Raw genomic sequence first — 23,961 nt, forward strand, 5'->3', positions numbered from 1 at the left:
GTGAATGCTTGAGGTTGTCCTTCAATTACCCCGCCGGAGCTGCCGCGCTGAACATGATGTTGACGGTGCCGTAGTAATCACCCGGTTTGTAGCCTCCGGCCTGCTCTCTGGGCTCGATCTCCAGGGGCACCCGCACGCCGAGCTTTGCCTCTTCGGCCGACACCACTTGCAGCGGGAACGGATTGTTGGTGAGCTCCTTGCCGTTGAATGTCACCCGCAAATTGATGTTTTCCCGAGAATCGCGGCCATTGGTCAGGTAGGGAAAACTCTCCAGGCGTGCTTCTATGGCACTGCTGTCATGTTTCACATCAAAGTTGCGACGCAGCGTTCCCAGCTTCGAAGTGTGCACATTCCAGTGCAGGCGCTGTTCACGATGTATCCAGTCCGGCTCGCTGGGAATGACATAGAAGTTCAAGGTGGGAATATCCACCGAAACGAAGAATTCGATCTCCTCGCGCGCGGCGAATGCCCAGGTTCCCGTCAACGCCAGCCCGCTGGCTGAGGTCAGAGCGATCCATTGTCTGATCATTTTCCGATACCCGTTACTTGCATGAATGAAGAGCAATTGCCTGTGCCTTCGGACGCTGTCACCCGGCGACACGCAGGTTTTTCTTCGCCTCACCTTCGACCAGAATGAAGCGGTATTCACGTCCCGGTTTCTTCTCGAACTCGAATGACTTGCCCGCCATGACATGGTGCTTGGTGGTTGGCTCGCAGTCGGTTTCATCGGTTTTCGAGCAACTCTTGAACTCATCGATCACCACCACCGTATTGCCGTTGTTACGCACCTTGTAAGCACCGGCGCTGTCTTCGATCACGCTGTCGAAACGCGCATTGGCCGGGCGCACGAAGAAAATGGTGCCGAAGCCGGCCATGACGTTCACGCCCGCCGTCAGCGTCTTTTTGTAGTCCTCGCGCTCTTCCTGGGAGACCGCGAATTCGTCTTCCTTTTCCGGCACCACCGGCACGAACCGCACCCGGAAATAACGCTCCTTGTCCCGCTCGCCCATAAACAGTAAACGGGTGCCCTGCATGCCCTGGGCCGGAATGATCAAACGGGCCGGGCTGGCCATCAGACCGTCCCGCGCACTGGCATCGGCCTGGACTTTCACGGGCACTTCGGAGGATGTGCCATCTGCGTTGTAAATGATTTCCAGCACATTGATCTTGACGAATGCCGTGCTGTCACCGCTGTTGTAGACACGTTTCAGATACGTGCTTTTATCACCGGCCAGATAGTCGTAGACGACGCCGATATTGATGTTCGGACCGGCGTACGCACTTTGAAAAAGCAAACCTGCCACCAGCAGAGCAACGAGTTGTTTCATCAGCAGAACCTCGATTTGAGTACAGTGACTCGATCAGATTTCCGAATCCCAAATCACCACGACCGTACTGGAATACCTGTTTCCACGATCAGCCTTGAGTATTCGTTCGGTGTTGGCCTTGTCGATTTCGAAATGCAGGGTTCCGGGCTTGCGATCGACATAGATTCCCGGTTGAAAAACGATGGCCCTCGACTCCTGCGGGAACAGTTCCTGTCGCTTGACTGGCCGTCCACTGGTGTCGGTCAAACCGTTGGGCAGGGTCACACTGACGATGATCGGTGTGCCGTAGTTGGTCCCCTCATTCCATAATCCACAGGCCGTTACCGTTCCGGAGCCGCACTCCAGGTACATCTTGAATCTGGAGCTGGCCGAGATGTAGAAGGTCTGGTCGCTGAACAGGCGTTCCGGGGCCCGCCCTGAGTTCAACCAGCGCTGCCACCCGCCCTCGGGTTGCAAGGTAATCCGGTTGCCACCCGGTGGCAGATCCACCTTCAGTGTGTGCTGTACGTCCAGCACGAAATCCAGCGTGAGGTTGCCGTCATCCGCCCCCATGAACGGCCCCATCGTGAAATCGGCGCTGCCTCGACCGACGCTGTAGGTCAACGATCCGGTGTACAACCCGGACGACATGCTCAAGGGATCAGGCGTGCGCAACTCATAGGCGATATCGAGGTATTCGAAGGACATGTGCCCCACGTCGAACGCAGCCGTCTTGATGCAGGTTCCCGGCTGAGGTGTTTTCCAGAAAAACTGGTAAGTGGTCGGGCTGTAATAGCCAACGCCGCTGTACTGGCATGGCGGCGGCGCGTATACCCAGGAATTGCCGGTCCACAACTTTCGATGCCCCTCAAGCACATCGGTCTGTCCCGTCAGTTCGGTGACCGGTTTACTCAGTTGAAACTTCGACCCGATACCGCTGATACGGACTTCAACGATGCTCGTTTGCTGAGTTTCATGATTGATCACGTTCAACTGTCGCCATTCGGACGGCACTTTTACCCACACGCCGTTACCCGAAAACATGGGGGTGAAGGAGCTGAAGCGAATCGGCACCTGAATACTGAACATGTTGTTGTCCGCGCATTGGGCCGGATGACTGGCGCAATAACCACTGTTCGGCGTCTTGTTGATGAACACGTTTTTATTGGGTTGCGACGGATCGGGCTGGAACAGCGCCCGGATCTCCTGGTTTGCCGCGTGCGCACCTGATGTGCCCAGCACGCTCAGCAAGCCCAGCCAACAGGCTGTTTTTTTCATCGCTCAGCCCGCCTTCTGATCGGTGAATGTGGCATCGGCCAGGGTGTCGGGGCTACAACGCAGGTCACCAATCATCAGCACGTTGTTCTCCACTCGCCCCTGTTGCGGATCGAGGCGGAACTGGCACAGCAACTGGTCCGCGTAGCGAACCTCCAGCGTCGGAGAACCCTCGTTCATTTCCATGGAGAAGAACCCATCCACTTCGCTCACTCCGCGGCTGGCGTGATTGATGACGTGATGCCCCTTGAGCGGTCGCCCCTGAGGGTCGAGCAGACGGCCGAGCACGGTCAGGGTTTTCATCACTTTCACCTTGCGATACTCCACGCCGCCCTTGTTCAAGTGATAACGGGCGCGCGGCGGTTCGATGGACGCTGCCGGCACGTCGTTGCCTTCGAAGTCGAAGCTCACGGAACTGTTCTTGTAGGCCGTGAGGGGAATGAAGTTGCGTCCCGGCCGCAGGGCTGCGCTGCCACCACTCAAGTCGTCGGCGCGCAAAGCGATGCCATCGATGTCGGACTCGACATCCACGATCATTCCCGCCCCTCGCCCCTGATGCTGGCTGGTCATCACGATCTGCTGCCCACCAATCGCTACGGTGCTGTCGAGGTTCAGCCCCCCTGTGTAATTGCCGTTGTAGGAAGAGCGCTGAACGAAACCATCGCCGTTGATACTGTCGGTGCTGAAATATGCCTGGCCGTTCAGACCGACTCCGTAGGTGTCGGTGATGAGCGTTGCCGCCACGCTCTGCAGCGCGTGACCTTCAAGGGTTTTGCGATAACCCAGAGAAGCGTTGTTATCACGGCTGCCATCGCGGGCCGTGCGGGTGCCGATGCTGCCGGAAATCTGCTGACCCGGACCGCCGAGCGCCACGTTGAGGCTCAGATCGATGCCCCGGTTGCGTGCATCGCCACTGCTGTAACTGCCGGGACGGTCGAACACTGACAGACGCCAATTCGAGTCACTGCCAAACACCGTGGTGCGCTGGGTCCAGCCCAGGTCGACACCGATGCCCTCGACGTTACCCTCGCTGTGAGCCACCCGGGCGTTGATCGAACTGTTGCGGCTGAGACGATGATTGAGCGCCAGCGATGAATTGCTGGTCTGCCCGACGAACACATTGCGCTGACGAATGCGTGTGCCGTCAGGCAAGGTGTCGTAGGTGTCAGTGGTGTCCAGCCAGCTGCGATTGTGACTGATCACCAGACTGCCCGAGCCATAGTTGTACAGGCCTTGCAGGTCGAGACCGGTGCCATGGTCCTCGGTCTGATAGAAATTGGCATACAGGCTGATGCTGTTGGCCAGGGTCCAGTCGATGGAAGTGCCGTATTGCAGCTTTTCCCGGACTTGACGCGCCGACAGCCCGAGGATGACCCGCGGGTGCAGCAAGTAGTTGAGCGAAGCCCCGGCGGTTGCGTCGCCACTGGCCTGTTTGTCCCAGTTGCTGAGCAACTTGGTCTCCTGACCGGCAAACAGGTTGTAGCGCCAGCGCTCGTCGGGGTTGCGCCAGTTGTTCGGCTTGTAGACCAGCTCCTGGGTGGTCGAGGTTGTCTGGCCGTCTTCGATCAGACGCACCTCCACTTCATAAATGCCCCCGGGCAAGGGCCGGGTGTCGAGGGTCTGCAAACCGGCGGGCACCGACTGGGTGTTGATGAGCAGTCCGTCGCGGTAGATTTCCGCCGACGCCTGACGGTTGGCGGTGACATAGATCGGGTAGACGCTGGGGTTTTGCAGGTCGATCGCCAGGCTGTCGGAACTGCCGTACATCACGCCCACAGTGGTATCGGGGCTGGTACCAAAGGAACGCGGCTGACGGGTCAAGCCTTCCGACGTGGGGGTGAAATAGCCCAGGCGCAGAAAACTGCCTTGCAGTTCGCGTTGCGTGTGCAGCTCGTAGACCGCGTGATAGAGCTGGTCGTCGGGACCACCCAGGCGGGCCAGTTGCATATTGAACGTCTGGCTCCAGTTGCCCAGGCTGCTGCTGGCTTCGAGGCCGAAACGCCCACCCAGATCCTGCTCCTGGCCGCCATTGAGATTGAGCTGATTACGCACGATCAGGCCGGTGCTGCCCTGATCCGGCTGGTCGTAAAAACGCTTGGCCTCGGTGTCGCGCTCGGCATTCTCGGTGAGGATGGAAACCAGCGAGTTTTCCAGGTTGTAGTGCACCGCCAGCATTTGCTCGGGGCATTGACCGGTGCAGGATCCCAGCGCCACGCCGGGTTTGAGGTAGCTTGCCCATTTTTCCCGTTCGACGGCGCCGAAACGGTTTTCGCTGGTATCGGTGAAGTCGAGCAGGGTCAGGCGGTCATCACGAGACAGCACGATCATCGCCTCGCCCAGCGGCTGCTGATCGAGTTCGACCCGAACAGCCAGGGGGACATCAAAAAAGTGCTCCTCGAAGTCTTTCGGCAAGCCTTTGGCCTGCGCGAGCAAACTACGCGGTGTCGTACCGACAGGTTCGGGAGCCGCTACTGCGCCAGCACACAACAACAGCGCAAACGCAGCCGCGACGGGGGTCATCGGGAACATGAACACGGACTCTGATGGCGATCGGAAAAAGTCCGGCTGACAGACATTCGCGTCAGCCAGCCGGCTTTTGTTACTTCAAGGGTTAGAGCGCGGCGCCGACGGGAGGAACAGCGTCGAACATCATGGTGACTGCGCCGGTGTAATCGCCCGGGGTGAAGTTGGTGCCGGCGGCGGTGATGCGTAGCGGTGCACGGTAGTTCACATCGGACTCGGCCTCGCCAACAACCATTTGCGGGGTCTGGGTCAGAACCTTGTTATTGAACTCGACTTTGAGATCAATGATGCTTGAGCCGCCGACCAGTTTCGGCACGCCTTCCAGATAGCCATGAACCGAACCGTTGGTGTTGCGCACATCGAAGAAACCTTCCACGGGTTTCATGGTTCCGGTAATCGGGCTGAAGCTCATGTCCTGATCCTTGTTGACCAGGTCAGCATCCGTTGGCACCACATAGAATCCGTTGGTCGGTACATGGGCGACCAGGCTGATGGAGTGACGTGCTTCACCGGCAGCGAAGACCACGGAAGAGCTCAGAGCCAGAACAGCCAGTGGGGCAGCGAAAGCGATTTTCTTGAACATCGGTCAGTACCTGTTTTCTTTTAAAGGATCGAAGCGTTGAAACTTCAAATCATTCACGCCGACAGGGGCTGTGTTGACATGAAGTTTCAACGCCGGGGCATGATCGACTGTTCACTCCGGAATGTAAGCAGGCAACTTCCAACAAACTTGTAGTTAAACCAGCTCATGACCAGAAAGAAAAAACGCGATATTTTCGACATTCAAAATAACGACTGTCAGTTTAACCCTACATACAGTTTCATATAAAAAACCACACAGCAATTCCAACTAAGGAATGCGGGGATAATTGCACTTTCCAGAGCATTTACTCAATCATTTATAGAGTTTCAACTTTAACTTTCCGGTCATTGATACAGATATTTCTCAGTGTTACAGACGCTCGAAATTCGCCTTCAGACCCGCCCACCGCTCGTCAGGGAGAAGGCACGCTCAGTGAAAAAGCCCTTGCCCGCAGCAAAAGATATATCTTAAGTTGTATCTAAACACGACGAGAGAACACTGAAATGAGAGACCATCATTCCCCCCACCGCGAGCATGGCGACAGCCGTGACGGCTTCGAAAAGCGCCATGGTCGCGAACGCGGCGGTCGCGGCCCGCGTGTATTCGCTCCGGGCGATCTGAAATTGCTGCTGCTGGCGCTGATCGCCGAGCAGCCGTGCCACGGTTACGACCTGATCCGCCAGATCGAAACCATGTTCGACGGCGCCTACAGCCCCAGCCCGGGCGTGATCTACCCGACCCTGACGTTTCTTGAAGAAAGCGAAATGATCACCGGCGACGCCGAGGGCGGCAAAAAGCGCTACGCGGTGACCGATGCCGGCCGCCAATCCCTCAGCGAACAGGCGGTGGCGCTGGACGGCGTGCGCATGCGCATCGACGTCAGCAAGCGCTCGCTGCGCGGCCACGACCGGCCGCCGGAAATCCATGAAGCGGTGCACAACCTGCGCCACGCCCTGCAGATGCATCACGGTCGCTGGAGCCCGGAAGAAATCCTGCGCGTACGCGACCTGCTCAACGACACCGCCAAAGCCATCGTCGACGGCCCCGCCGTTCAACCTGCCCCGGAGAAAGCCGAATGACCGCAGTCGATACCCAAACCATTCACCGCGTCATGCATGAAATCAAACGTCGCCGCCTGGAAGTGTTGCGAGTGGTCGACCTGACTCCACGCATGCGCCGCATCACCCTCGGCGGGCCGGAACTGGCAGGTTTTATCAGCCTCGGCACCGACGATCACGTCAAACTGCTGTTCCCGCAGAACGCCGAACAGGCCGCCGCGCTGGAAACCCTGGTGCTCGGCGCCGGCAAGAGCGACGTGCCGATGCCCGAGATGCGCGACTACACCCCGCGTCGTTATGACCTGGACAAGCTTGAACTGGACATCGATTTCGTCCTGCACGGCGACGGCCCTGCCTCGACCTGGGCCGAACAGGCCCAACCTGGGCAGTTCCTGCACATCGGCGGCCCGCGTGGCTCGATGATCGTGCCGGACATCTTCGACAGCTACCTGCTGATCGGCGACGAAACCGCCCTGCCCGCCATCGCCCGTCGCCTCGAAGGGCTGGCGGCCAATCGCAAGGCGCTGGTGGTGATCGAAGTGGAAAACGGCAAGGAGCAGCAAACGCTGGAAAGTGCGGCGCAGGTCAACGTGATCTGGGTGCTGCGCGAGGGCGGCAAGGACAACCTGCTGACCACTGTCAAACAATTGCAGGTGCCCAAGGGCAATCTGTATGCGTGGGTGGCGACCGAGACCAAGGTTTCGCGGCAGATCCGCCGGGTGCTGCTCGATGAGCACGGACTCGACGAGAAGTTCGTCAAAGCGGTCGGTTACTGGCGCGCAGAAGGCTCCGAAGAAGAGTGAATACGAGCGGCGGCGCTGCTAAAGGCGCCGCCCCTGCCAGCGATCAATCCCGATCACCAGTAAAGCCATCAGCACAAACCCCAGCAAAATCCCCCCGGCATTGACGAACACCTGTGGATAACCCAGCAGTGCCACGTCAATGAACGGATACGCGTAAGCCCCCAGCAAATGCCCGCGCAACAGCGCATAGGCGAAGTACACCAGCGGATAGATCAGCCAAAGCGGCAGGTGCTTCAGACGCAAAGAGCCCTTCGGCACACACAACCACCAATAAGCCAGAAACAGCAGCGGCATTACGTCGTGGAGCAATTCGTCAGCGATAAACTGCCAGCCCTGCGGGTGCCACAGATGTCGTAGCAGAATGCTGTAGGCCAGTCCCACTACGGCAATGCTCACCGCGATACCACTGCTGACCCAGGGTTGCAGAAACCAGCGGCGCGCGGCGGATTCGCGCTCGGTCACCGCGCAGGTCAGCACCACCGCCACCAGGGTGTTGGTGAGCACGGTGAAATAACTGAAGAAACTCACCAGCCCGCCCAGCAGGCTGGCGCCGACGCTCAGCCGGGCGAAGAAAATCAGGTACAGCTGAATTCCCAGCCCGGCCCAGCCCAGCACCGCAACCGAAGTGATCAGGCGTCCCCGCAAGACGGCGTTCATCTCAGAGCGGACGCTTGGTGCGCATCAGTTTCACGTACAGCCGCTCGACTTTCTCCCGCGCCCACGGCGTCTTGCGCAAAAAGGTCAGGCTCGACTTGATGGTCGGATCGCTCTTGAAGCAACGGATGTCGATGCGCTCGGCCAGGCCCGACCATTCGTAGTGGGTCACCAGCGCATTGAGGATCTGTTCGAGGGTCACGCCGTGCAGCGGATCGGGGTTGTGGTCGTTCATGCCGGGCCTTTGGGCGAAGTGAAAATGCAGAAGCCGCGCACCTTAGCCGAGGGCATGGGCGGGTGGAAGGCCTTGGGTTAAATGTAGGCCAACCGGAGAAGATCGCAGCCTGCGCCCACGCCTGCAATGCGCTGTATTGCCGCACTGTTACCGAATCCGAAAGGGTTCATGTCAGCAAAAGCCCTTTGTGTTTTTGTAACAGGACATTATCCTGCCGCCCTTCTGCTGAACCGCTTCACTGCCTGCGTCAAATCGTAGCGGCCAGTTTATCCCCCAAAAAAGATCAAGAAAGACCCAATTCATGCCCGATTTTCCGTTCTCCCGAGACAGCGCTATCTCAACCCTGCGCCTGATCGGCGGCTGCACCGCCCTTGGCCTCGCCACCTGCACCCAGGCCGCCCCGGCCTTCGACAGTGAATCACCGTGGATGCTCGGTGACTGGAACGGCACCCGCAGCGAACTCGCGGCAAAAGGTATCGACTTCAAGCTCGACTACACCGGCGAAATGGGCAGCAACCTGCACGGCGGCTACGACCACGACCGCACCGCGCGCTACAGCGACCAATGGGGCCTCGGCACTCATCTGGACCTGCAAAAACTGCTCGGCTGGAACGACGCCGAATTCCAGTTGACCGTGACCAAACGCAGCGGCAACAACATCAGCAACGACCGCATCAACGACCCGCGCGTCGGAGGCTTCACCTCGGCCCAGGAAGTCTGGGGCCGTGGCCAGACCACCCGCCTGACGCAGATGTGGTACCAGCAGAAATTCTTCGACCAGAAGCTCGACATCAAGGTCGGCCGCTTCGGTGAAGGCGAGGACTTCAACAGCTTCCCGTGCGACTTCCAGAACCTGGCGTTCTGCGGCTCGCAGGTCGGCAACTGGGTCGGCGGCATCTGGTACAACTGGCCGGTCAGCCAATGGGCGCTGCGCGTCAAATATCACCTGACGCCAGAGCTGTACGCGCAGGTCGGCGCCTACGAGCAAAACCCGTCGAACCTTGATCGCGGTAACGGCTTCAAGCTCAGCGGCAGCGGCACCCAGGGCGCAATCCTGCCGATCGAACTGGTGTGGAAACCGAAGCTCAACGGCCTGCCGGGCGAATACCGCGCCGGTTACTACTACAGCAACGCCAAGGCCACCGACGCCTATAAAGACAGCAACGGCCAGCCGGCGGCCCTGAGCGGCGAAGCCTATCGCAGCGCCTCGAGCAAACACGGCGTATGGCTCGGCGTGCAGCAGCAGATCACCAACGTCGCCAGCGACAACTCCCGTGGCCTGAGCGTGTTCGCCAACGGCACCATGCACGACAAGAAGACCAACGCCATCGACAACTACGTCCAGGCCGGCCTGGTCTACAAAGGCCTGTTCGACGCCCGCGCCAAGGACGACATCGGTCTCGCCCTGGCCCGCGTCCACGTCAACCCGGCCTACCGCAAGAACGCCGAGGCGACCAATCAGGTCCGCGCCGTCTACGACTACGAAGATCCGTCCTTCCTGCCGCCGCAGGACACCGAATACAGCGCCGAACTCTACTACGGCGTGCACGTCACCAACTGGCTGACCGTGCGCCCGAACCTGCAATACATCCGCCATCCGGGCGGTGTGGACAAGGTCGACGATGCGCTGATCGGCGGGATCAAGATCCAGTCGTCGTTCTAAAAGAACGACAAAGAAACCTGTGGGAGCTGCGGTGCGACGATTCGACTTGCCAGCGATAGCGGTGGGTCAGACAGCAGATATGCCGGCAGATAGACCGCCATCGCTGGCAAGCCAGCTCCCACAGGGATCGAAGAAAAATTCGATAGCTAGACAAGTTTTTATCTGAACCATGCCCGCGCCAAATCGTCATCTAAAGTGACTACAGCGCGGGACAACTTGAAACGTCACGGAGAATCACACTATGAGCACTGAAGGTGCTTCGAGTCGAAGCCGTCTTCTGCCGAACCTGCTCGGCATTCTGCTTCTGCTGATGGGCCTGGCCATGCTGGCCGGGGGAATCAAGCTGAGTACGCTCGGCGGCTCGCTGTATTACCTGCTGGCCGGTATCGGCATCACGCTGACCGGCATTCTGATGCTGATGCGCCGTCGCGCAGCACTGGGCCTGTACGCCATCGTGCTGTTTGCCAGCACCGTCTGGGCGCTGTGGGAAGTCGGCCTGGACTGGTGGCAACTGGTGCCGCGTCTGGCGCTGTGGTTTGTCCTCGGTTTCGTGATGCTGCTGCCGTGGTTCCGTCGCCCGCTGCTGCTCAACGGTCCTGCACCGATGGGCACCGGCGGTTTGACCGTGGCCGTGATTCTGGCCGGCGTCACCGCTCTGGCCAGCCTCTTCACCCACCCGGGCGAAACCTTTGGCGAACTGGGTCGCGACACCGCCGACACCACCAGCACCGCGCCAGCCATGCCTGATGGCGACTGGCAGGCCTACGGCCGCACCGAGTTCGGTGACCGCTACTCGCCGCTGAAGCAGATCACCCCGGCCAACGTCGGCAAGCTGCAAGAAGCCTGGCGCATCCAGACCGGCGACCTGCCGACTGCCGATGATCCGGTGGAGCTGACCAACGAAAACACCCCGCTCAAAGCCAACGGCATGCTCTACGCCTGCACCGCCCACAGCAAAGTGCTGGCGCTGGACCCGGACACCGGCAAGGAACTGTGGCGCTTCGACCCGCAGATCAAGAGTCCGGTCGGCTTCAAGGGCTTCGCCCACATGACCTGCCGTGGCGTGTCGTACTACGACGAAGCCGCGTACGCCAAGTCGGAAAACGCCGCGTCCGCTGTCATCTCCGAGGCCGGCAAAGCCGTCGCCCAGGCCTGCCCGCGTCGCCTGTACCTGCCGACCGCCGATGCCCGACTGATCGCACTCAACGCCGACACCGGCAAAATCTGCGAAGGCTTCGGCAATAAAGGCGTGGTTGACCTGACCCAGGGTATCGGCCCGTTCACCGCGGGTGGCTACTACTCCACCTCGCCTGCCGCGATCACCCGTGATCTGGTGATCATGGGCGGCCACGTGACCGACAACGAATCGACCAACGAGCCATCGGGCGTGATCCGCGCCTTCGACGTGCGTGACGGTCACCTCGTGTGGAACTGGGACAGCAACAACCCGGACGCCACCGAGCCTTTGGCGCCGGGCGAAACCTACAGCCGCAACTCGGCCAACATGTGGTCGCTGGCCAGCGTCGATGAAAAACTCGGCATGGTTTACCTGCCACTGGGCAACCAGACTCCTGACCAGTGGGGCGCCGACCGCACCCCGGGCGCCGAGAAATTCAGCGCCGGCGTCGTGGCCCTGGACCTGGCCACCGGTAAAGTGCGCTGGAACTACCAGTTCACCCACCACGACCTGTGGGACATGGACGTCGGCAGCCAGCCAACCCTGCTGGACATGAAAACCGCCGACGGTATCAAGCCTGCGCTGATCGCCCCGACCAAACAGGGCAGCCTGTACGTCCTCGACCGTCGCGACGGCACGCCGATCATCCCGATCCGCGAGATCCCGGTCCCGCAAGGCGCCGTGAAAGGCGACCACACCGCCCCGACCCAGGCCCGTTCGGACCTGAACCTTCTGGCCCCGGAACTGACCGAAAAAGCCATGTGGGGCGCCAGCCCGTTCGACCAGATGCTGTGCCGCATCCAGTTCAAGGAACTGCGCTACGAAGGCCAATACACGCCTCCGTCGGAACAGGGCAGCCTGATCTATCCGGGTAACGTCGGCGTGTTCAACTGGGGCGGCGTCTCGGTCGACCCGGTTCGCCAGATGCTGTTCACCAGCCCGAACTACATGGCCTTCGTCTCGAAAATGGTGCCGCGCGAAAAAGTCGCCGCCGGCAGCAAACGCGAGAGCGAAACCGCTGGCGTGCAACCGAACACCGGCGCGCCATACGCGGTGATCATGCACCCGTTCATGTCGCCACTGGGCGTACCGTGCCAGGCCCCGGCCTGGGGCTACGTCGCCGGTATCGACCTGACCACCGGCAAAGTCGTCTGGAAACGCAAAAACGGCACCAGCCGCGACAGCTCGCCAATTCCGATCGGCTTCACCCTGGGCGTGCCAAGCATGGGCGGCTCGATCGTCACTGCCGGCGGCGTCGGCTTCCTCAGCGGCACGCTGGACCAGTACCTGCGCGCCTACGACGTGAACACCGGTAAAGAACTGTGGAAATCGCGCCTGCCTGCCGGCGGCCAAGCGACCCCGATGACCTACACCGGCAAGGACGGCAAGCAATACGTCCTGCTCGTTGTCGGTGGTCACGGCTCGCTGGGCACCAAGATGGGTGACTATGTGATTGCCTACAAACTGCCGGAATAAGTTTTAGCGGCGGTAAGGAAAAAGGCGATGCCCTGTGAGGGGTGTCGCCTTTTTTTGTGGACTGCGGTTTTTTACACGAGGTGTTTATGTCCTACAGACGGGGGGGGTTTGCAGGGGATGTTTCTGACAGGTCGCGTCGGTTGTGGCTCGGAAATGGGGTGGATAGGCTTTGGGGGTCGCTGCAAATTCAGCGAACGGGCGTCGCGGCCCGATAACTGATGCATAATCGCCAACCTCACGGCACCTCGGTGCCTGTTGTTTGTTTCATGGCGGCTGTGCGCGGGATACCTTCTTTGGAGGTATGCCGATTCCTCAGTTATCGGTCCGCGAACCCGCGTACAGCTGCCACCTCAGATTGCGTCGCGGCAATCGAAGGCAGCTCCAATTTCACCAACTGAGTATTCACCATGAAAAAGCCAACACCCAATCCCCCCGAATCAAACGACACCTCACCCTACGAATCCGCCGATTCAAAGAAACTCCACGACGCCGCCGAGCGCGCGCTCGACCACCATTTCAATCCCATTCCAAAAAAATGCCCTGGCCGCCGACCGAGCCAGATGTTTCAGATTTCCCCGGACATGGACGATGAAACCCTGCTGGCTCATGCGTGTGAGTCTTTGGCCACAGCCAGTGTCATGGCCAGTGATGTAGCGGCTTTTGTCGATACGCCGCAGCGGCATCGGATCCTGGGGATTCAGCAGGTGATCATGCTGGCGGAACTGGCGGTGAATCGGGTGCTGGATAACGTCGAAGTACAACGTTACCCAACACACAGCTAAGCCGCCCTGACAAAATCGACTGCCAGCCACAAACCGCATTCGCTGGCAGATCGACTGGGACGCAGAGCGTCCCGGGCTGCATTCCCACGCAGAGCGTGGGAACGATCAAAGTCGCCCTGACGGAATCGACTGCCAGCCACAAACCGCATTCGCTGGCAGATCGATTGGGACGCAGAGCGTCCCGGGCTGCATTCCCACGCAGAGCGTGGGAACGATCAAGTTACAGCCATGCGCGGGAGGGCCTACGCCCTGCCAGGTTCCATTCCCCGGTCGACCAACCCGCGCATGGCTCCCCAAAAAACAGGATGAGCGTTAGCTCGACAAAGCTCTTGATCTTGATCCACCCGTCCCTTCGGAAGGCTGAGTGGAGGTGTTCATCCGGGGATTGGCGCGCAGCGCCGTTTGGCGAAGCCGAACTCATCGACGAAGTCGATGCCCCCGGAGGGACGCCGGAGCGAAGGAACCCGAGCCTGCGAGGGCCGAACGCCGGGACGAGCCTTTTTGGGTACTTTTTTGGCGTTTGAAAAAAGTGCCTCGCCGTAAGGGCGAAACCGCCAGCGGGCGCACCCGAAGAAACGGATATTCACCCAAAACCCCAGAGCATGGTCGGCCCAAAGGCCGCCAAGCCCAAAACCCTGTCAAAACCCTGAACACACAAGCAGAAACACCCACCCCCATTGAAACCACCCAAACCCTGCCCCATCTAACAGCCATACCCAATTGCGCAGGTGCCCCATGAGCGACCAGCAAGAATTTCCCGAAAACCCCGACGACATCACCGAAACCGACGCCGAACACATCGAACACCACGTCCCCGGCAAAGGCCTGGCCCTGCCCGGCCAGAACCTGCCGGACAAGGTCTACATCATCCCGATCCACAACCGCCCGTTCTTCCCGGCCCAGGTCCTGCCGGTCATCGTCAACGAAGAACCCTGGGCCGAAACCCTCGAACTGGTCAGCAAATCCGAACACCACTCCCTGGCCCTGTTCTTCATGGACACGCCCCAGGAAGACCCGCGCCACTTCGACACCAAGGCATTGCCGCAATACGGCACCCTGGTCAAGGTGCACCACGCCAGCCGCGAAAACGGCAAACTGCAATTCGTCGCCCAGGGCCTGAGTCGCGTGCGCATCAAGACCTGGCTCAAACACCATCGCCCGCCGTATCTCGTTGAAGTCGAATACCCGCACCAGCCCACCGAGCCGACCGACGAGGTCAAGGCCTACGGCATGGCGCTGATCAACGCGATCAAGGAACTGCTGCCGCTCAACCCGCTGTACAGCGAAGAGCTGAAGAACTACCTCAACCGCTTCAGCCCCAACGATCCGTCGCCGCTGACCGACTTCGCCGCCGCCCTCACATCGGCGACCGGCAATGAGCTGCAGGAAGTGCTCGACTGCGTGCCGATGCTCAAGCGCATGGAAAAAGTCCTGCCGATGCTGCGCAAGGAAGTCGAAGTCGCGCGCCTGCAAAAAGAAATCTCCGCCGAAGTGAACCGCAAGATCGGCGAGCATCAGCGCGAGTTCTTCCTTAAAGAACAACTCAAGGTCATCCAGCAGGAACTCGGTCTGACCAAGGACGACCGCAGCGCCGACCTCGAGCAGTTCGAGCAGCGTCTGGAAGGCAAGGTCCTGCCGACGCAGGTACAAAAGCGCCTCGAAGAAGAGATGAACAAACTGTCGATCCTCGAAACCGGATCGCCGGAGTACGCGGTCACCCGCAATTACCTCGACTGGGCGACCTCGGTACCGTGGGGCGTGTATGGCGAGGACAAACTCGACCTCAAGCACGCGCGCAAGGTGCTGGACAAACACCACGCCGGCCTCGACGACATCAAGGACCGCATTCTCGAATTCCTCGCGGTCGGTGCCTATAAAGGCGAAATCAGCGGCTCCATCGTGCTGCTGGTCGGCCCGCCGGGCGTGGGTAAAACCAGTGTCGGCAAATCGATCGCCGAATCGCTCGGCCGGCCGTTCTACCGCTTCAGCCTCGGCGGCATGCGCGACGAAGCCGAGATCAAGGGCCACCGCCGCACCTACATCGGCGCGCAGCCGGGCAAACTCGTGCAGGCGTTGAAAGACGTCGAAGTGATGAACCCGGTGATCATGCTCGACGAGATCGACAAAATGGGTCAGAGCTACCAGGGCGACCCGGCCTCGGCGCTGCTCGAAACCCTCGACCCGGAACAGAACGTCGAATTCCTCGACCACTATCTGGACCTGCGGATGGACCTGTCGAAAGTCCTGTTCGTCTGCACCGCCAACACCCTGGATTCGATTCCCGGCCCGTTGCTGGACCGGATGGAAGTGATTCGCCTGTCGGGCTACATCACCGAAGAAAAAGTCGCCATCGCCAAGCGCCACCTGTGGCCGAAACTGCTGGAAAAGGCCGGCGTGTCCAAGGGCAGCCTGAGTATCAGCGACCCGGCGCTCAAAGCCTTGATCGACGGTTACGCCCGTGAAGCCGGCGTGCGCCAGCTGGAAAAACAGATGGGCAAACTGGTGCGCAAAGCGGTGATGAAGCTGATCGACGACCCGAAAGCGGCGATCAAGATCGGCCCGAAAGACCTCGAAGCGTCCCTCGGCCATCCGGTGTTCCGCAACGAACAAGTGCTGTCCGGCACCGGAGTGATCACGGGACTTGCCTGGACCAGTATGGGCGGCGCGACACTGCCGATTGAAGCGACGCGGATTCACACGCTCAATCGAGGTTTCAAACTCACCGGGCAACTGGGCGATGTGATGAAGGAGTCGGCGGAGATCGCCTACAGCTACGTCAGCTCGCACCTGAAACAGTTCGGTGGTGACGCGAAATTCTTCGACGAAGCTTTCGTCCACCTGCACGTACCGGAAGGCGCCACACCGAAAGACGGCCCAAGCGCCGGCGTGACCATGGCCAGCGCCCTGCTCTCCCTCGCCCGTAATCAGCCGCCGAAAAAAGGCGTGGCGATGACCGGCGAGCTGACGCTGACCGGCCATGTGCTACCGATTGGCGGGGTGCGTGAGAAAGTAATTGCGGCAAGACGGCAGAAGATTTTCGAGTTGATTTTGCCGGAGCCGAACCGGGGTAACTTCGAGGAACTGCCAGATTACTTGAAGGAAGGCATCACTGTGCATTTCGCCAAGAAGTTTTCGGACGTGGCGAAGGTGCTTTTCTAATTTGAAGACTGGCCCCGCCCATTGGACGAGGCCTTCTGTATATAAAAAACAGCGATAGCCATAATTATAAAAAAGAATAAAAAACTGTCACATATGACAGTTTCAATATCATTCCTGGAAAACCACACTGCCTGCTCGATCCAACGAGCAGGCCGCCATCATGCCCCAGCAAATCAAATATCTGTTCGCAAGCGGAAAAGCTGACTTTACAAGAACCGGAACGATAGCAAACATCCCTGCCCCGCTCACCGACCTTGAAATGACCCCTGAAGGAGCATTCAGTCAATTGAGCAACAGCATTAGTATCGATTTGGTTCAATACAAGGGACAAGCCAGTGAAGTTCAAGTGCAAATCTCGCTTGCAGACCCCGACAACCCTAAAGTCGTTGGTTATCATGAGTACAGGAATACTGCAGACCACAGACCTTCAAGGGAACTTTTTTCCTTTGACATTTCCAACGCCATGATCACTTCAATAAAAACACAACTGACACCCCAGACATCCTTTTTTGAGATAACCCAATTAAGTTTTGAGGCACTCTCTAATGATGGCGATCACAAGCGCACAATAACAGGAACCGCAAAACTCCTGATTAATGAAATGCAATAAACCAAACGACAACCCAGAGTGGCAAGACCATGTCAAACCTGAACGCTGTTGTTGTAACCGCGAAATTTCAATTAACGATCGATATCAAAGCTGAAGGATTTAGCTTTTCTTCAAAAACAATTGTAACGGATAACGTGGATGGCTGGACGTCTGACGGAAAAACCGTGGAACTGGACATTCTGACGGAAAACTCTGCATCCAAACAGATAATAACTCTCAAAATCTCTCAAGAGGAAGCTCCCATAGTTATCTCTATTGCCCAGAGCACATTGGGAAGAAATGGATTAAACCAAGTGCATTACAACAACATCCAACAAGATCTGGAAAGTACAACGACCAAATTATCAAGCAACCTGTTCAAATACGATGTATCGAAAATAGAACTGGAAGCAACTTCGGACTTACTTGATCAGAGCTGTAAAATTTCAGGCTTCGGAAGTATTCTGATCCACCATGTCTAGGCATTGACTCTATCTGTGGATTCTCTTGGAAAACTTCACAGATAGATCTCCATCACTCACAGCGAAATGCCCCTGAATCGCGTCCTTCGCCGTCACAATTTGTCTCATCTTCAGTTATGCTCGCCGTTCGTCGCCAACGCCGGAGCCACTGAGTCCATGTCCCCCCTTCGCCTGTTTGTCCCGCTGTCCCTCGCCCTGCTGGCCGCCTGCGCCACGCAACCGAAAACCAACGTGACCGTGGAAAAACAGAGCGAATGCCCGGTGCGGCTGAGCAACGGGCAAAATCTGATCGTCACGCTCCCGAGCAACCCGACTACCGGTTACCGCTGGGCCATCCAGGATTCGGCCGGCGGCGTATTGCGCGCCCTCAGTCCCGAGGTCTACAGCAACCCGGAAGATGCCGGCGTGGTTGGCGCGGCCGGTCTCTCGACCTGGCGATTCCAGGCTTTCGCCCCCGGCACCGGGCGTCTGCGCCTGACTTCGCAGCAACCCTGGGCGCCGGAAGTGTTGCCGGTGGAGACCTTTGACTGCGCCATTTCGGTGAACTGATCGTGGGCTGGCTGATCCTGGCGCTGATGGGCGCAGTGACCTTTCTCTATGGCCTCAGCACCCATGCAGCGCTGCTGTGTCTGCTGGTCAAACCGTTGCCGGTGTTGGCGTTGCTCGGCTGGCTGCATGACGCGCCACCCAGCGACTATCGGCGCTGGATCAGCCTCGGTCTGATTTTCTCGCTAGTCGGCGATGTATTGCTGGCGTGGCCGGGGGATCTGTTTGTGTTTGGTCTGGGGGCGTTTCTGCTGGCGCATCTGTCGTACCTCAAGGCCTACCTCAGCGATTGCCGGCGCCTGGCCCTGCTGCCGCTGATCCTGGCGCTCAGTGTGGGCGCCGTGTTGTTGGGTATCCTGATTTCCAGCGGGCTCGGTCCATTGACCGTGCCAGTGATCGTCTACGGCACCGCCATCAGCGCCATGCTCTGGCGCGCGCTCGCCCGACTCGGCAGCGGCGTACCACAACGCTCAGCGCTGCTCGCGGCGGGTGGCGCGGTGGCGTTCGTGTTCTCTGACAGCGTGATCGGCATCAACCGGTTTGTCGCACCATTTCATGCGGCACCTTACGTGATCATCCTCAGTTACTGGTTGGGGCAGTGGGGGATTGCGGCATCGGCATTTGCGAGAAGCCAAAAAAATTTATACCCCGACACAAATTAAGCTTGTGTCGGCATATTTTATTACGCAACGATCTAAAGCACTGTCATTTATTACAGTAGACGCTCATTTTCCAACTTCATAAGATCAGCCAGCCCTAAAGACAATAAAGTTTTCAGGCTATCAAAAGGATCTGATCATGAATTCACCAAACAATACCTCACCCTTAATCGCAACCGGCACCTTGACCGCCAGTGTGAATGGTATTGATAACTTTAATGCCGAAAGTCTTTTATTGGTAACCGATGGAAGAACTATTGCTATTGGCGGGATCCAAAGAACCCGATCGCACTTTCACCCAGCCGGTGGCCCAGGTGCCTGAATCCTCATTTCCAGTGGACTCGGGCCGTTGACCGTGCCGGTGATCGTCTACGGCACCGCCATCAGCGCCATGCTCTGGCGCGTTGGCGTTCGTGTTTATCACCGCCTCCACTTTCCAAAATAGAGATAGATATATTTGAACTAAAAATCCGCCACCCATAATTAAGTAGAATTAAAGACTGTAAGTTCTGACAGTTATCAGCCGCATTTTCCAATCTTAAACTGCGCCAGCGACTTTACTTCCTTTTGTCGCACATCAGAGGATTTTGAATATGGGCATTCAGAGCGGTTCATCCAATTCGGTGGCCAATACGTTCACTTACCAAATTGATAGCGGTGAGGCAGGCGAGTTTTACTATGCGCAGGGATACTCGGGAAGGTATCTCGAAATCACTGGGGCACGGGACGACTGGGAGCATCAACTTGAGCAAATGATCTTTCGATTTGATCCTGCTATCACAAGCGGGCAATACTCGCTCGACAGCCCTGTCGTTCAAGTCGGAGTACTGACTGGCTGGGTCAATATCCGTTACACCCCAATATCCATGACCCTGAAGCTCACGGTCGATCATGCGTCCCAGCACATTTACGGTGTGTACGACATTCAGACGAAAGAGGATTACGCGGGTGGCAACAACCCCGGTATCAGAGTAAATGGGCTGTTCGACGTGATCTGGAGCACCACCAATTCGCGCCGTCGATAATCAAAAAACTCTCCCAGATATAAACGTCAGACTCAGGCGGCAAACCCTGCGGTTGCCAGAGCCTGAGTCTGAAGACGTGTGAAGTCCTCAAACAACAGAATGAACCCAATTCACACAAGGCCTCCCCCCACGCCCCGATACACGGTTTATCAGACAACCCGCGCATCTGCGCGCCAGTTTGGCTAAAATGCCGGCCTTTTCATCGACACCGCCGGAACCGCCGTGAGCAAAGAACCCGATCGCATTTTCGCCCAGCCGATGGCCCAGGTGCCTGACTTCGCCTTCAACGAAGACGTGGTGCGGGTGTTCCCGGACATGATCAAGCGTTCGGTGCCGGGTTACCCGACCATCGTCGAGAACCTCGGCGTGCTCGCGGCGCAGTTCGCTCAACCGAACAGCGTGCTCTACGACCTCGGTTCGTCCCTCGGCGCCGTCACCCAAGCCTTGCGCCGACATGTGCGCACCGACGGTTGCCGGGTGATCGCAGTGGACAACTCGGCGGCGATGGTCGAGCGCTGCCGCGAGTATCTCAACGGTCAGGATTCGATGTTCCAGGAGTTGCTGCCGGTCGAGGTGATCGAAGGCGACATCCTCGCCCTCGATTTCAAACCGGCCTCGGTGGTGGCGCTGAACTTCACTCTGCAATTCATCGCCCCGGAACAGCGCACGGCGTTGCTGTCGCGTATTCGCCAATCGTTGCTGCCGGGCGGTGCACTGATTCTGTCGGAGAAGCTGCGTTTCAACGATGCCGAAGAGCATGCGCTGCTGACCGATCTGCACGTCGCGTTCAAGCGCGCCAACGGTTACAGCGAACTGGAAATCGCCCAGAAGCGCAGCGCCATCGAAAACGTCATGAAGCCCGACAGCCTCGAAGAACACCGCGAGCGCCTGCTGGCCGCCGGGTTCTCGAAAGTCGTGCCGTGGTTCCAGTGTCTTAACTTTGCCTCGTTGATTGCCTTGCCATGATTGATCTGTCCCCCCTCGCCCGCCGGCTGGCCGGCACGCCGCTGGCCGAATGGGCCAATACCCTGCAAGTGCAGCTCGACAAGAAAATGGAGAAAGGCCACGGCGATCTGGAGCGCTGGCAGAGTGCGCTGGACGCCCTGCCGAAGATCCAGCCGAGCGAAGTCGACTTGCTCAACGGTTTGAAACTCGATACCGATTGCGACGATGAAACCCGTGCACAAATGCGCACCGCGCTGATGGGGCTGTCGCCGTGGCGCAAGGGGCCGTTCGATCTGTTCGGCGTGCACGTCGATACCGAATGGCGTTCGGACTGGAAGTGGTCGCGGGTTTCGCCGCATCTGGATCTGAAGGGCAAACGCATCCTCGATGTCGGTTGCGGTAACGGCTACTACATGTGGCGCATGCTCGGTGCCGGCGCCGACAGCGTGATCGGAGTCGATCCTAACTGGCTGTTCTTCTGCCAGTTCCAGGCGGTACAGCGTTATCTGTCAGAGCCGAATGCCTGGCACCTGCCGTTCCCGTTCGAAGACCTGCCGCCGAATCTTGAAGGCTTCGACACGGTGTTTTCGATGGGTGTGTTCTATCACCGTCGCTCGCCGATCGAGCATTTGCTGGCGTTGAAGGATTGCCTGGTGAAGGGTGGCGAACTGGTGCTGGAGACGTTGGTAGTCGAAGGTGACAAGCATCAGGTGCTGGTGCCGGAAGACCGTTATGCGCAGATGCGTAACGTGTGGTTTCTGCCGTCGGTGCCGGCGCTGGAATTGTGGCTGCGTCGTGCCGGGTTTACTGACGTGAAATGCGTGGATGTGAGCACCACCACTGTTCAAGAGCAGCGCGGGACAGAGTGGATGAAGTATCAGTCGCTGAGTGATTTCCTTGATCCGGATGACCACAGCAAGACGATCGAAGGGCTGCCGGCGCCGATGCGGGCGGTCATCGTCGCGAAGAAGTAACGCTCCCTTCCAGACACTGCAAAAAATTGTGGGAGCTGGCTTGCCAGCGATAACGGTGGATCAGTCGACATCAATGCTTGATGTGCCGACGCCATCGCTGGCAAGCCAGCTCCCACAGGGTTTGTGTTGTTCTTCAGTCTGCGGGTTTTGCCCGCCGCGCCCTGAAGAACTCGGTCAACACCGCCCCACACTCCTCCGCCAACACTCCACCTTCATGTAACACTCGATGGTTGAGAAAGCCCTGAGTGAAGAACTGTCCCTGACTCTGCACAATCCCGGCCTTGGGCTCCAGCGCGCCGTACACCACACGGGTGATCCGCGAGTGCACGATCAGCCCGGCGCACATGCTGCACGGTTCCAGCGTCACGTAGAGCGTGCTGCCCGGCAGTCGATAGTTATCCACCGCTTGCGCGCCAGCGCGGATCGCGACCATTTCTGCGTGTGCGCTGGGATCACTGGTGCTGATCGGGCAGTTGAAGCCACGGCCAATGATCTCGCCGTCCTGCACCAGCACCGCGCCCACCGGCACTTCGCCGAGTGCTGCACCTTGCGCCGCCAGCTCCAGCGCCTCGCGCATGAAGTCGCGGTCACGGCTGCGGTCGATGATCGCCGCGGGGCGAATCTGGCGCATCACTTCACCTCGATGGCGGCCATCAGGCCGGTTTCCATGTGGTCGATCACGTGGCAGTGGAACATCCACACCCCGGGGTTATCCGCCACCAGCGCCACTTGCGCGCGCTCGTTCTTGCCCAGCAGGTAGGTGTCGGTGAAGTACGGCAGGATCTTGTGCCGGTTCGACGCAATCACCTTGAAACTCATGCCGTGCAGGTGGATCGGGTGCTGGTACTGAGTCATGTTCTTCAGTTCGAAAATATAGCTCTGGCCGAGTTTCAGGCTGGCGATTGGCCGGTCGGCGCAGGTTTTGTCGGTGATGTCCCAGGCCTTGCCGTTGATCTGCCACAGGCTCGGTGGCTTGCCGTTGTCGACGTTGACCGACACCGAACCGACCCATTCGAAATTGAAGTTGAGTTTCTCGGCATTGGCCAGATCCGGCTCGGCCACCGGATTGGCCGGCAGTGCTTTCGGCCAGTCGGTCGGCGCGTCAGTGTTGGCCACTGAACGCAGGGTGCCCAGGCGAACCGGGCCGTTGCGCAGCGACAGTTCTTCACCGGCCGGCGGTGCCTTGATCGCCAGGCAGATGCGCATGCCCGGGCCGAGCCAATATTCCTTGCCCAATGGGCGCGGCTCGACCGGGTTGCCGTCCAGCGCATAGATTTTTGCCTCGACGCCGGGAATATTGATGCGGTAAGTCAGGGTGTTGTCGAGGTTGAGCAGGCGTACGCGGGTGATCTGCCCGGCCGGCAACTCGATCACCGGAGTCGGCACGCCGTTGATCGTCGACAGCCGCCCCGCCGTACCGCCACGGGCGGCTTCGCGCGGGATGCTGAATTCGACGAAGTTGCCCTCGTCGTCGATGTGCCAGTTCTTCAGGCTCAGGGTCTTTTCGTACTTGAACCCGGTCGGCTCGCGCTCCTCGACAATCAACGGTCCGACCAGCCCGCGCCCGAGCTCCTCGCTGCTGCTGACGTGCGGGTGATACCAGTAGCTGCCGGCGTCCGGCACCCGGAATTTGTAATCGAAGTATTCACCCGGCAGTACCGGCAGTTGCGAAACATAGGGTACGCCGTCCATTTCCAGCGGCAGACGGATCCCGTGCCAGTGAATGGTCGTCGCCACGGGCAGATGGTTGATGAAGCGCACCCGCAGCCACTCACCCTGACGCACGCGCAATTCGGTGCCCGGCGCCGATGGGCCGAAGGCCCAGGCTTCGGTCTTGCGCCCCGGTACCAGCTCGACGTCCAGCGGTGCAGCGATCAGCTCATAGTCATGCCCTGCGTCGGCATCGGCCATCTTGCCCAGCCAGTAACGCGACGCGCCCCCCGCTCCCACGCCAACGACAACAAGACCGGCCAGGCCACCGAGGATTTGGCGACGGGTAAAGGACATGAACTCAACTACCTCACGTATCTGCGGCGGGCCTGTGCG

The 23,961-nt window shown here is 59.0% G+C and carries 23 protein-coding genes; 14 read left to right on the forward strand and 9 right to left on the reverse strand.

Annotation, left to right across the window (positions count from 1 at the left end):
• Positions 1-25: 25 nt before the first annotated feature.
• The 5 genes from ACTJK7_RS06715 to ACTJK7_RS06735 all read right to left on the reverse strand — a co-directional run bounded on the left by ACTJK7_RS06715 (position 26) and on the right by ACTJK7_RS06735 (position 5,688).
• Complete coding sequence (locus ACTJK7_RS06715) at positions 26-529, reverse strand: CS1 type fimbrial major subunit (RefSeq protein ID WP_064383880.1); 504 nt, start codon at positions 527-529, stop codon at positions 26-28.
• Between the two features lie 58 nt (positions 530-587).
• Complete coding sequence (locus ACTJK7_RS06720; RefSeq protein ID WP_064383881.1) at positions 588-1,328, reverse strand: hypothetical protein; 741 nt, start codon at positions 1,326-1,328, stop codon at positions 588-590.
• Between the two features lie 33 nt (positions 1,329-1,361).
• Positions 1,362-2,585: a hypothetical protein gene (locus tag ACTJK7_RS06725; RefSeq protein WP_108563160.1), complete on the reverse strand. Its 1,224-nt coding sequence runs from the start codon at positions 2,583-2,585 to the stop codon at positions 1,362-1,364.
• A 3-nt stretch (positions 2,586-2,588) separates the two neighbouring features.
• Positions 2,589-5,111, reverse strand: a complete 2,523-nt coding sequence (locus ACTJK7_RS06730; protein WP_323150663.1) for a CS1-pili formation C-terminal domain-containing protein — start codon at positions 5,109-5,111, stop codon at positions 2,589-2,591.
• Positions 5,112-5,193: 82 nt separating this feature from the next.
• Positions 5,194-5,688: a CS1 type fimbrial major subunit gene (locus ACTJK7_RS06735; RefSeq protein ID WP_011335783.1), complete on the reverse strand. Its 495-nt coding sequence runs from the start codon at positions 5,686-5,688 to the stop codon at positions 5,194-5,196.
• A 503-nt stretch (positions 5,689-6,191) separates the two neighbouring features.
• Between ACTJK7_RS06735 and ACTJK7_RS06740 the strand changes: the two genes are divergently transcribed.
• Together ACTJK7_RS06740 and ACTJK7_RS06745 are read left to right on the forward strand one after the other, a co-directional pair.
• Complete coding sequence (locus ACTJK7_RS06740) at positions 6,192-6,767, forward strand: PadR family transcriptional regulator (protein WP_108563162.1); 576 nt, start codon at positions 6,192-6,194, stop codon at positions 6,765-6,767.
• On the forward strand, positions 6,764-7,549 hold the full coding sequence (locus ACTJK7_RS06745; RefSeq protein ID WP_108563163.1) for a siderophore-interacting protein: 786 nt from the start codon (positions 6,764-6,766) through the stop codon (positions 7,547-7,549). The genes ACTJK7_RS06740 and ACTJK7_RS06745 overlap by 4 nt, the downstream gene beginning before the upstream one ends.
• 18 nt (positions 7,550-7,567) lie before the next feature.
• Here the strand turns inward: ACTJK7_RS06745 and ACTJK7_RS06750 are convergent, their stop codons facing one another.
• Both ACTJK7_RS06750 and ACTJK7_RS06755 read right to left on the reverse strand, forming a co-directional pair.
• Positions 7,568-8,206 carry a Pr6Pr family membrane protein gene (locus tag ACTJK7_RS06750; RefSeq protein ID WP_440779889.1) on the reverse strand — a complete coding sequence of 213 codons (639 nt, stop codon included), beginning with the start codon at positions 8,204-8,206 and terminating at the stop codon, positions 7,568-7,570.
• A gap of 1 nt (position 8,207) precedes the next feature.
• Positions 8,208-8,438, reverse strand: a complete 231-nt coding sequence (locus tag ACTJK7_RS06755; RefSeq protein WP_007956650.1) for a VF530 family DNA-binding protein — start codon at positions 8,436-8,438, stop codon at positions 8,208-8,210.
• A gap of 301 nt (positions 8,439-8,739) precedes the next feature.
• On the opposite strand from ACTJK7_RS06755, the gene ACTJK7_RS06760 reads away from it, so the two are divergent.
• The 12 genes from ACTJK7_RS06760 to cmoB all read left to right on the forward strand — a co-directional run bounded on the left by ACTJK7_RS06760 (position 8,740) and on the right by cmoB (position 21,915).
• Complete coding sequence (locus tag ACTJK7_RS06760) at positions 8,740-10,101, forward strand: carbohydrate porin (RefSeq protein ID WP_108563164.1); 1,362 nt, start codon at positions 8,740-8,742, stop codon at positions 10,099-10,101.
• A gap of 241 nt (positions 10,102-10,342) precedes the next feature.
• Positions 10,343-12,754 carry a glucose/quinate/shikimate family membrane-bound PQQ-dependent dehydrogenase gene (locus ACTJK7_RS06765; RefSeq protein ID WP_108563165.1) on the forward strand — a complete coding sequence of 804 codons (2,412 nt, stop codon included), beginning with the start codon at positions 10,343-10,345 and terminating at the stop codon, positions 12,752-12,754.
• A gap of 407 nt (positions 12,755-13,161) precedes the next feature.
• A complete protein-coding gene (locus ACTJK7_RS06770) occupies positions 13,162-13,536 on the forward strand; it encodes a DUF6124 family protein (protein WP_108563166.1) in 375 nt (124 codons plus the stop codon).
• A 735-nt stretch (positions 13,537-14,271) separates the two neighbouring features.
• The gene (gene lon, locus ACTJK7_RS06775; RefSeq protein ID WP_064383890.1) at positions 14,272-16,695 is read left to right on the forward strand and encodes an endopeptidase La; all 2,424 of its coding nucleotides are present in this window, start codon (positions 14,272-14,274) and stop codon (positions 16,693-16,695) included.
• 160 nt (positions 16,696-16,855) lie between these two features.
• Positions 16,856-17,305 (forward strand): hypothetical protein, encoded by a 450-nt coding sequence (locus ACTJK7_RS06780; RefSeq protein WP_064383891.1) that lies wholly within the window; start codon positions 16,856-16,858, stop codon positions 17,303-17,305.
• Between the two features lie 29 nt (positions 17,306-17,334).
• Positions 17,335-17,766 (forward strand): hypothetical protein, encoded by a 432-nt coding sequence (locus tag ACTJK7_RS06785; protein ID WP_064383892.1) that lies wholly within the window; start codon positions 17,335-17,337, stop codon positions 17,764-17,766.
• A gap of 156 nt (positions 17,767-17,922) precedes the next feature.
• A complete protein-coding gene (locus ACTJK7_RS06790) occupies positions 17,923-18,315 on the forward strand; it encodes a protease inhibitor I42 family protein (RefSeq protein WP_064383893.1) in 393 nt (130 codons plus the stop codon).
• A 2-nt stretch (positions 18,316-18,317) separates the two neighbouring features.
• The gene (locus ACTJK7_RS06795) at positions 18,318-18,974 is read left to right on the forward strand and encodes a lysoplasmalogenase (RefSeq protein WP_170928983.1); all 657 of its coding nucleotides are present in this window, start codon (positions 18,318-18,320) and stop codon (positions 18,972-18,974) included.
• Between the two features lie 136 nt (positions 18,975-19,110).
• Positions 19,111-19,293 (forward strand): hypothetical protein, encoded by a 183-nt coding sequence (locus ACTJK7_RS06800; protein WP_323150662.1) that lies wholly within the window; start codon positions 19,111-19,113, stop codon positions 19,291-19,293.
• Positions 19,294-19,564: 271 nt separating this feature from the next.
• Positions 19,565-19,996: a hypothetical protein gene (locus tag ACTJK7_RS06805; protein WP_323150661.1), complete on the forward strand. Its 432-nt coding sequence runs from the start codon at positions 19,565-19,567 to the stop codon at positions 19,994-19,996.
• Between the two features lie 258 nt (positions 19,997-20,254).
• Positions 20,255-20,962, forward strand: a complete 708-nt coding sequence (cmoA, locus tag ACTJK7_RS06810) for a carboxy-S-adenosyl-L-methionine synthase CmoA (protein WP_234420636.1) — start codon at positions 20,255-20,257, stop codon at positions 20,960-20,962.
• On the forward strand, positions 20,959-21,915 hold the full coding sequence (cmoB, locus tag ACTJK7_RS06815) for a tRNA 5-methoxyuridine(34)/uridine 5-oxyacetic acid(34) synthase CmoB (protein ID WP_236196435.1): 957 nt from the start codon (positions 20,959-20,961) through the stop codon (positions 21,913-21,915). The genes cmoA and cmoB overlap by 4 nt, the downstream gene beginning before the upstream one ends.
• A 133-nt stretch (positions 21,916-22,048) precedes the next feature.
• Here the strand turns inward: cmoB and tadA are convergent, their stop codons facing one another.
• Positions 22,049-22,546, reverse strand: a complete 498-nt coding sequence (tadA, locus tag ACTJK7_RS06820; RefSeq protein WP_323150660.1) for a tRNA adenosine(34) deaminase TadA — start codon at positions 22,544-22,546, stop codon at positions 22,049-22,051.
• Positions 22,546-23,922 carry a multicopper oxidase family protein gene (locus tag ACTJK7_RS06825; RefSeq protein WP_108563175.1) on the reverse strand — a complete coding sequence of 459 codons (1,377 nt, stop codon included), beginning with the start codon at positions 23,920-23,922 and terminating at the stop codon, positions 22,546-22,548. The genes tadA and ACTJK7_RS06825 overlap by 1 nt, the downstream gene beginning before the upstream one ends.
• Positions 23,923-23,961: the final 39 nt, after the last annotated feature.

Source organism: Pseudomonas sp. 22085, assembly GCF_052045815.1.
GTDB lineage: Bacteria > Pseudomonadota > Gammaproteobacteria > Pseudomonadales > Pseudomonadaceae > Aquipseudomonas > Aquipseudomonas glycinae.

What these genes read in the sequence shown, in the direction of transcription:
- ACTJK7_RS06730 (WP_323150663.1), bottom strand. Translation starts at nt 5,111, where the DNA reads ATGTTCCCGATGACCCCCGTCGCGGCTGCGTTTGCGCTGTTGTTGTGT.
- ACTJK7_RS06755 (WP_007956650.1), bottom strand. Translation starts at nt 8,438, where the DNA reads ATGAACGACCACAACCCCGATCCGCTGCACGGCGTGACCCTCGAACAG.
- tadA (WP_323150660.1), bottom strand. Translation starts at nt 22,546, where the DNA reads ATGCGCCAGATTCGCCCCGCGGCGATCATCGACCGCAGCCGTGACCGC.
- ACTJK7_RS06765 (WP_108563165.1), top strand. Translation starts at nt 10,343, where the DNA reads ATGAGCACTGAAGGTGCTTCGAGTCGAAGCCGTCTTCTGCCGAACCTG.
- cmoB (WP_236196435.1), top strand. Translation starts at nt 20,959, where the DNA reads ATGATTGATCTGTCCCCCCTCGCCCGCCGGCTGGCCGGCACGCCGCTG.
- ACTJK7_RS06780 (WP_064383891.1), top strand. Translation starts at nt 16,856, where the DNA reads ATGCCCCAGCAAATCAAATATCTGTTCGCAAGCGGAAAAGCTGACTTT.
- ACTJK7_RS06750 (WP_440779889.1), bottom strand. Translation starts at nt 8,206, where the DNA reads ATGAACGCCGTCTTGCGGGGACGCCTGATCACTTCGGTTGCGGTGCTG.
- ACTJK7_RS06805 (WP_323150661.1), top strand. Translation starts at nt 19,565, where the DNA reads ATGGGCATTCAGAGCGGTTCATCCAATTCGGTGGCCAATACGTTCACT.
- ACTJK7_RS06715 (WP_064383880.1), bottom strand. Translation starts at nt 529, where the DNA reads ATGATCAGACAATGGATCGCTCTGACCTCAGCCAGCGGGCTGGCGTTG.
- ACTJK7_RS06785 (WP_064383892.1), top strand. Translation starts at nt 17,335, where the DNA reads ATGTCAAACCTGAACGCTGTTGTTGTAACCGCGAAATTTCAATTAACG.
- ACTJK7_RS06800 (WP_323150662.1), top strand. Translation starts at nt 19,111, where the DNA reads ATGAATTCACCAAACAATACCTCACCCTTAATCGCAACCGGCACCTTG.
- ACTJK7_RS06770 (WP_108563166.1), top strand. Translation starts at nt 13,162, where the DNA reads ATGAAAAAGCCAACACCCAATCCCCCCGAATCAAACGACACCTCACCC.
- ACTJK7_RS06825 (WP_108563175.1), bottom strand. Translation starts at nt 23,922, where the DNA reads ATGTCCTTTACCCGTCGCCAAATCCTCGGTGGCCTGGCCGGTCTTGTT.
- ACTJK7_RS06790 (WP_064383893.1), top strand. Translation starts at nt 17,923, where the DNA reads ATGTCCCCCCTTCGCCTGTTTGTCCCGCTGTCCCTCGCCCTGCTGGCC.
- ACTJK7_RS06745 (WP_108563163.1), top strand. Translation starts at nt 6,764, where the DNA reads ATGACCGCAGTCGATACCCAAACCATTCACCGCGTCATGCATGAAATC.
- ACTJK7_RS06760 (WP_108563164.1), top strand. Translation starts at nt 8,740, where the DNA reads ATGCCCGATTTTCCGTTCTCCCGAGACAGCGCTATCTCAACCCTGCGC.
- ACTJK7_RS06725 (WP_108563160.1), bottom strand. Translation starts at nt 2,585, where the DNA reads ATGAAAAAAACAGCCTGTTGGCTGGGCTTGCTGAGCGTGCTGGGCACA.
- ACTJK7_RS06720 (WP_064383881.1), bottom strand. Translation starts at nt 1,328, where the DNA reads ATGAAACAACTCGTTGCTCTGCTGGTGGCAGGTTTGCTTTTTCAAAGT.
- cmoA (WP_234420636.1), top strand. Translation starts at nt 20,255, where the DNA reads ATGGCCCAGGTGCCTGACTTCGCCTTCAACGAAGACGTGGTGCGGGTG.
- ACTJK7_RS06735 (WP_011335783.1), bottom strand. Translation starts at nt 5,688, where the DNA reads ATGTTCAAGAAAATCGCTTTCGCTGCCCCACTGGCTGTTCTGGCTCTG.
- ACTJK7_RS06740 (WP_108563162.1), top strand. Translation starts at nt 6,192, where the DNA reads ATGAGAGACCATCATTCCCCCCACCGCGAGCATGGCGACAGCCGTGAC.
- lon (WP_064383890.1), top strand. Translation starts at nt 14,272, where the DNA reads ATGAGCGACCAGCAAGAATTTCCCGAAAACCCCGACGACATCACCGAA.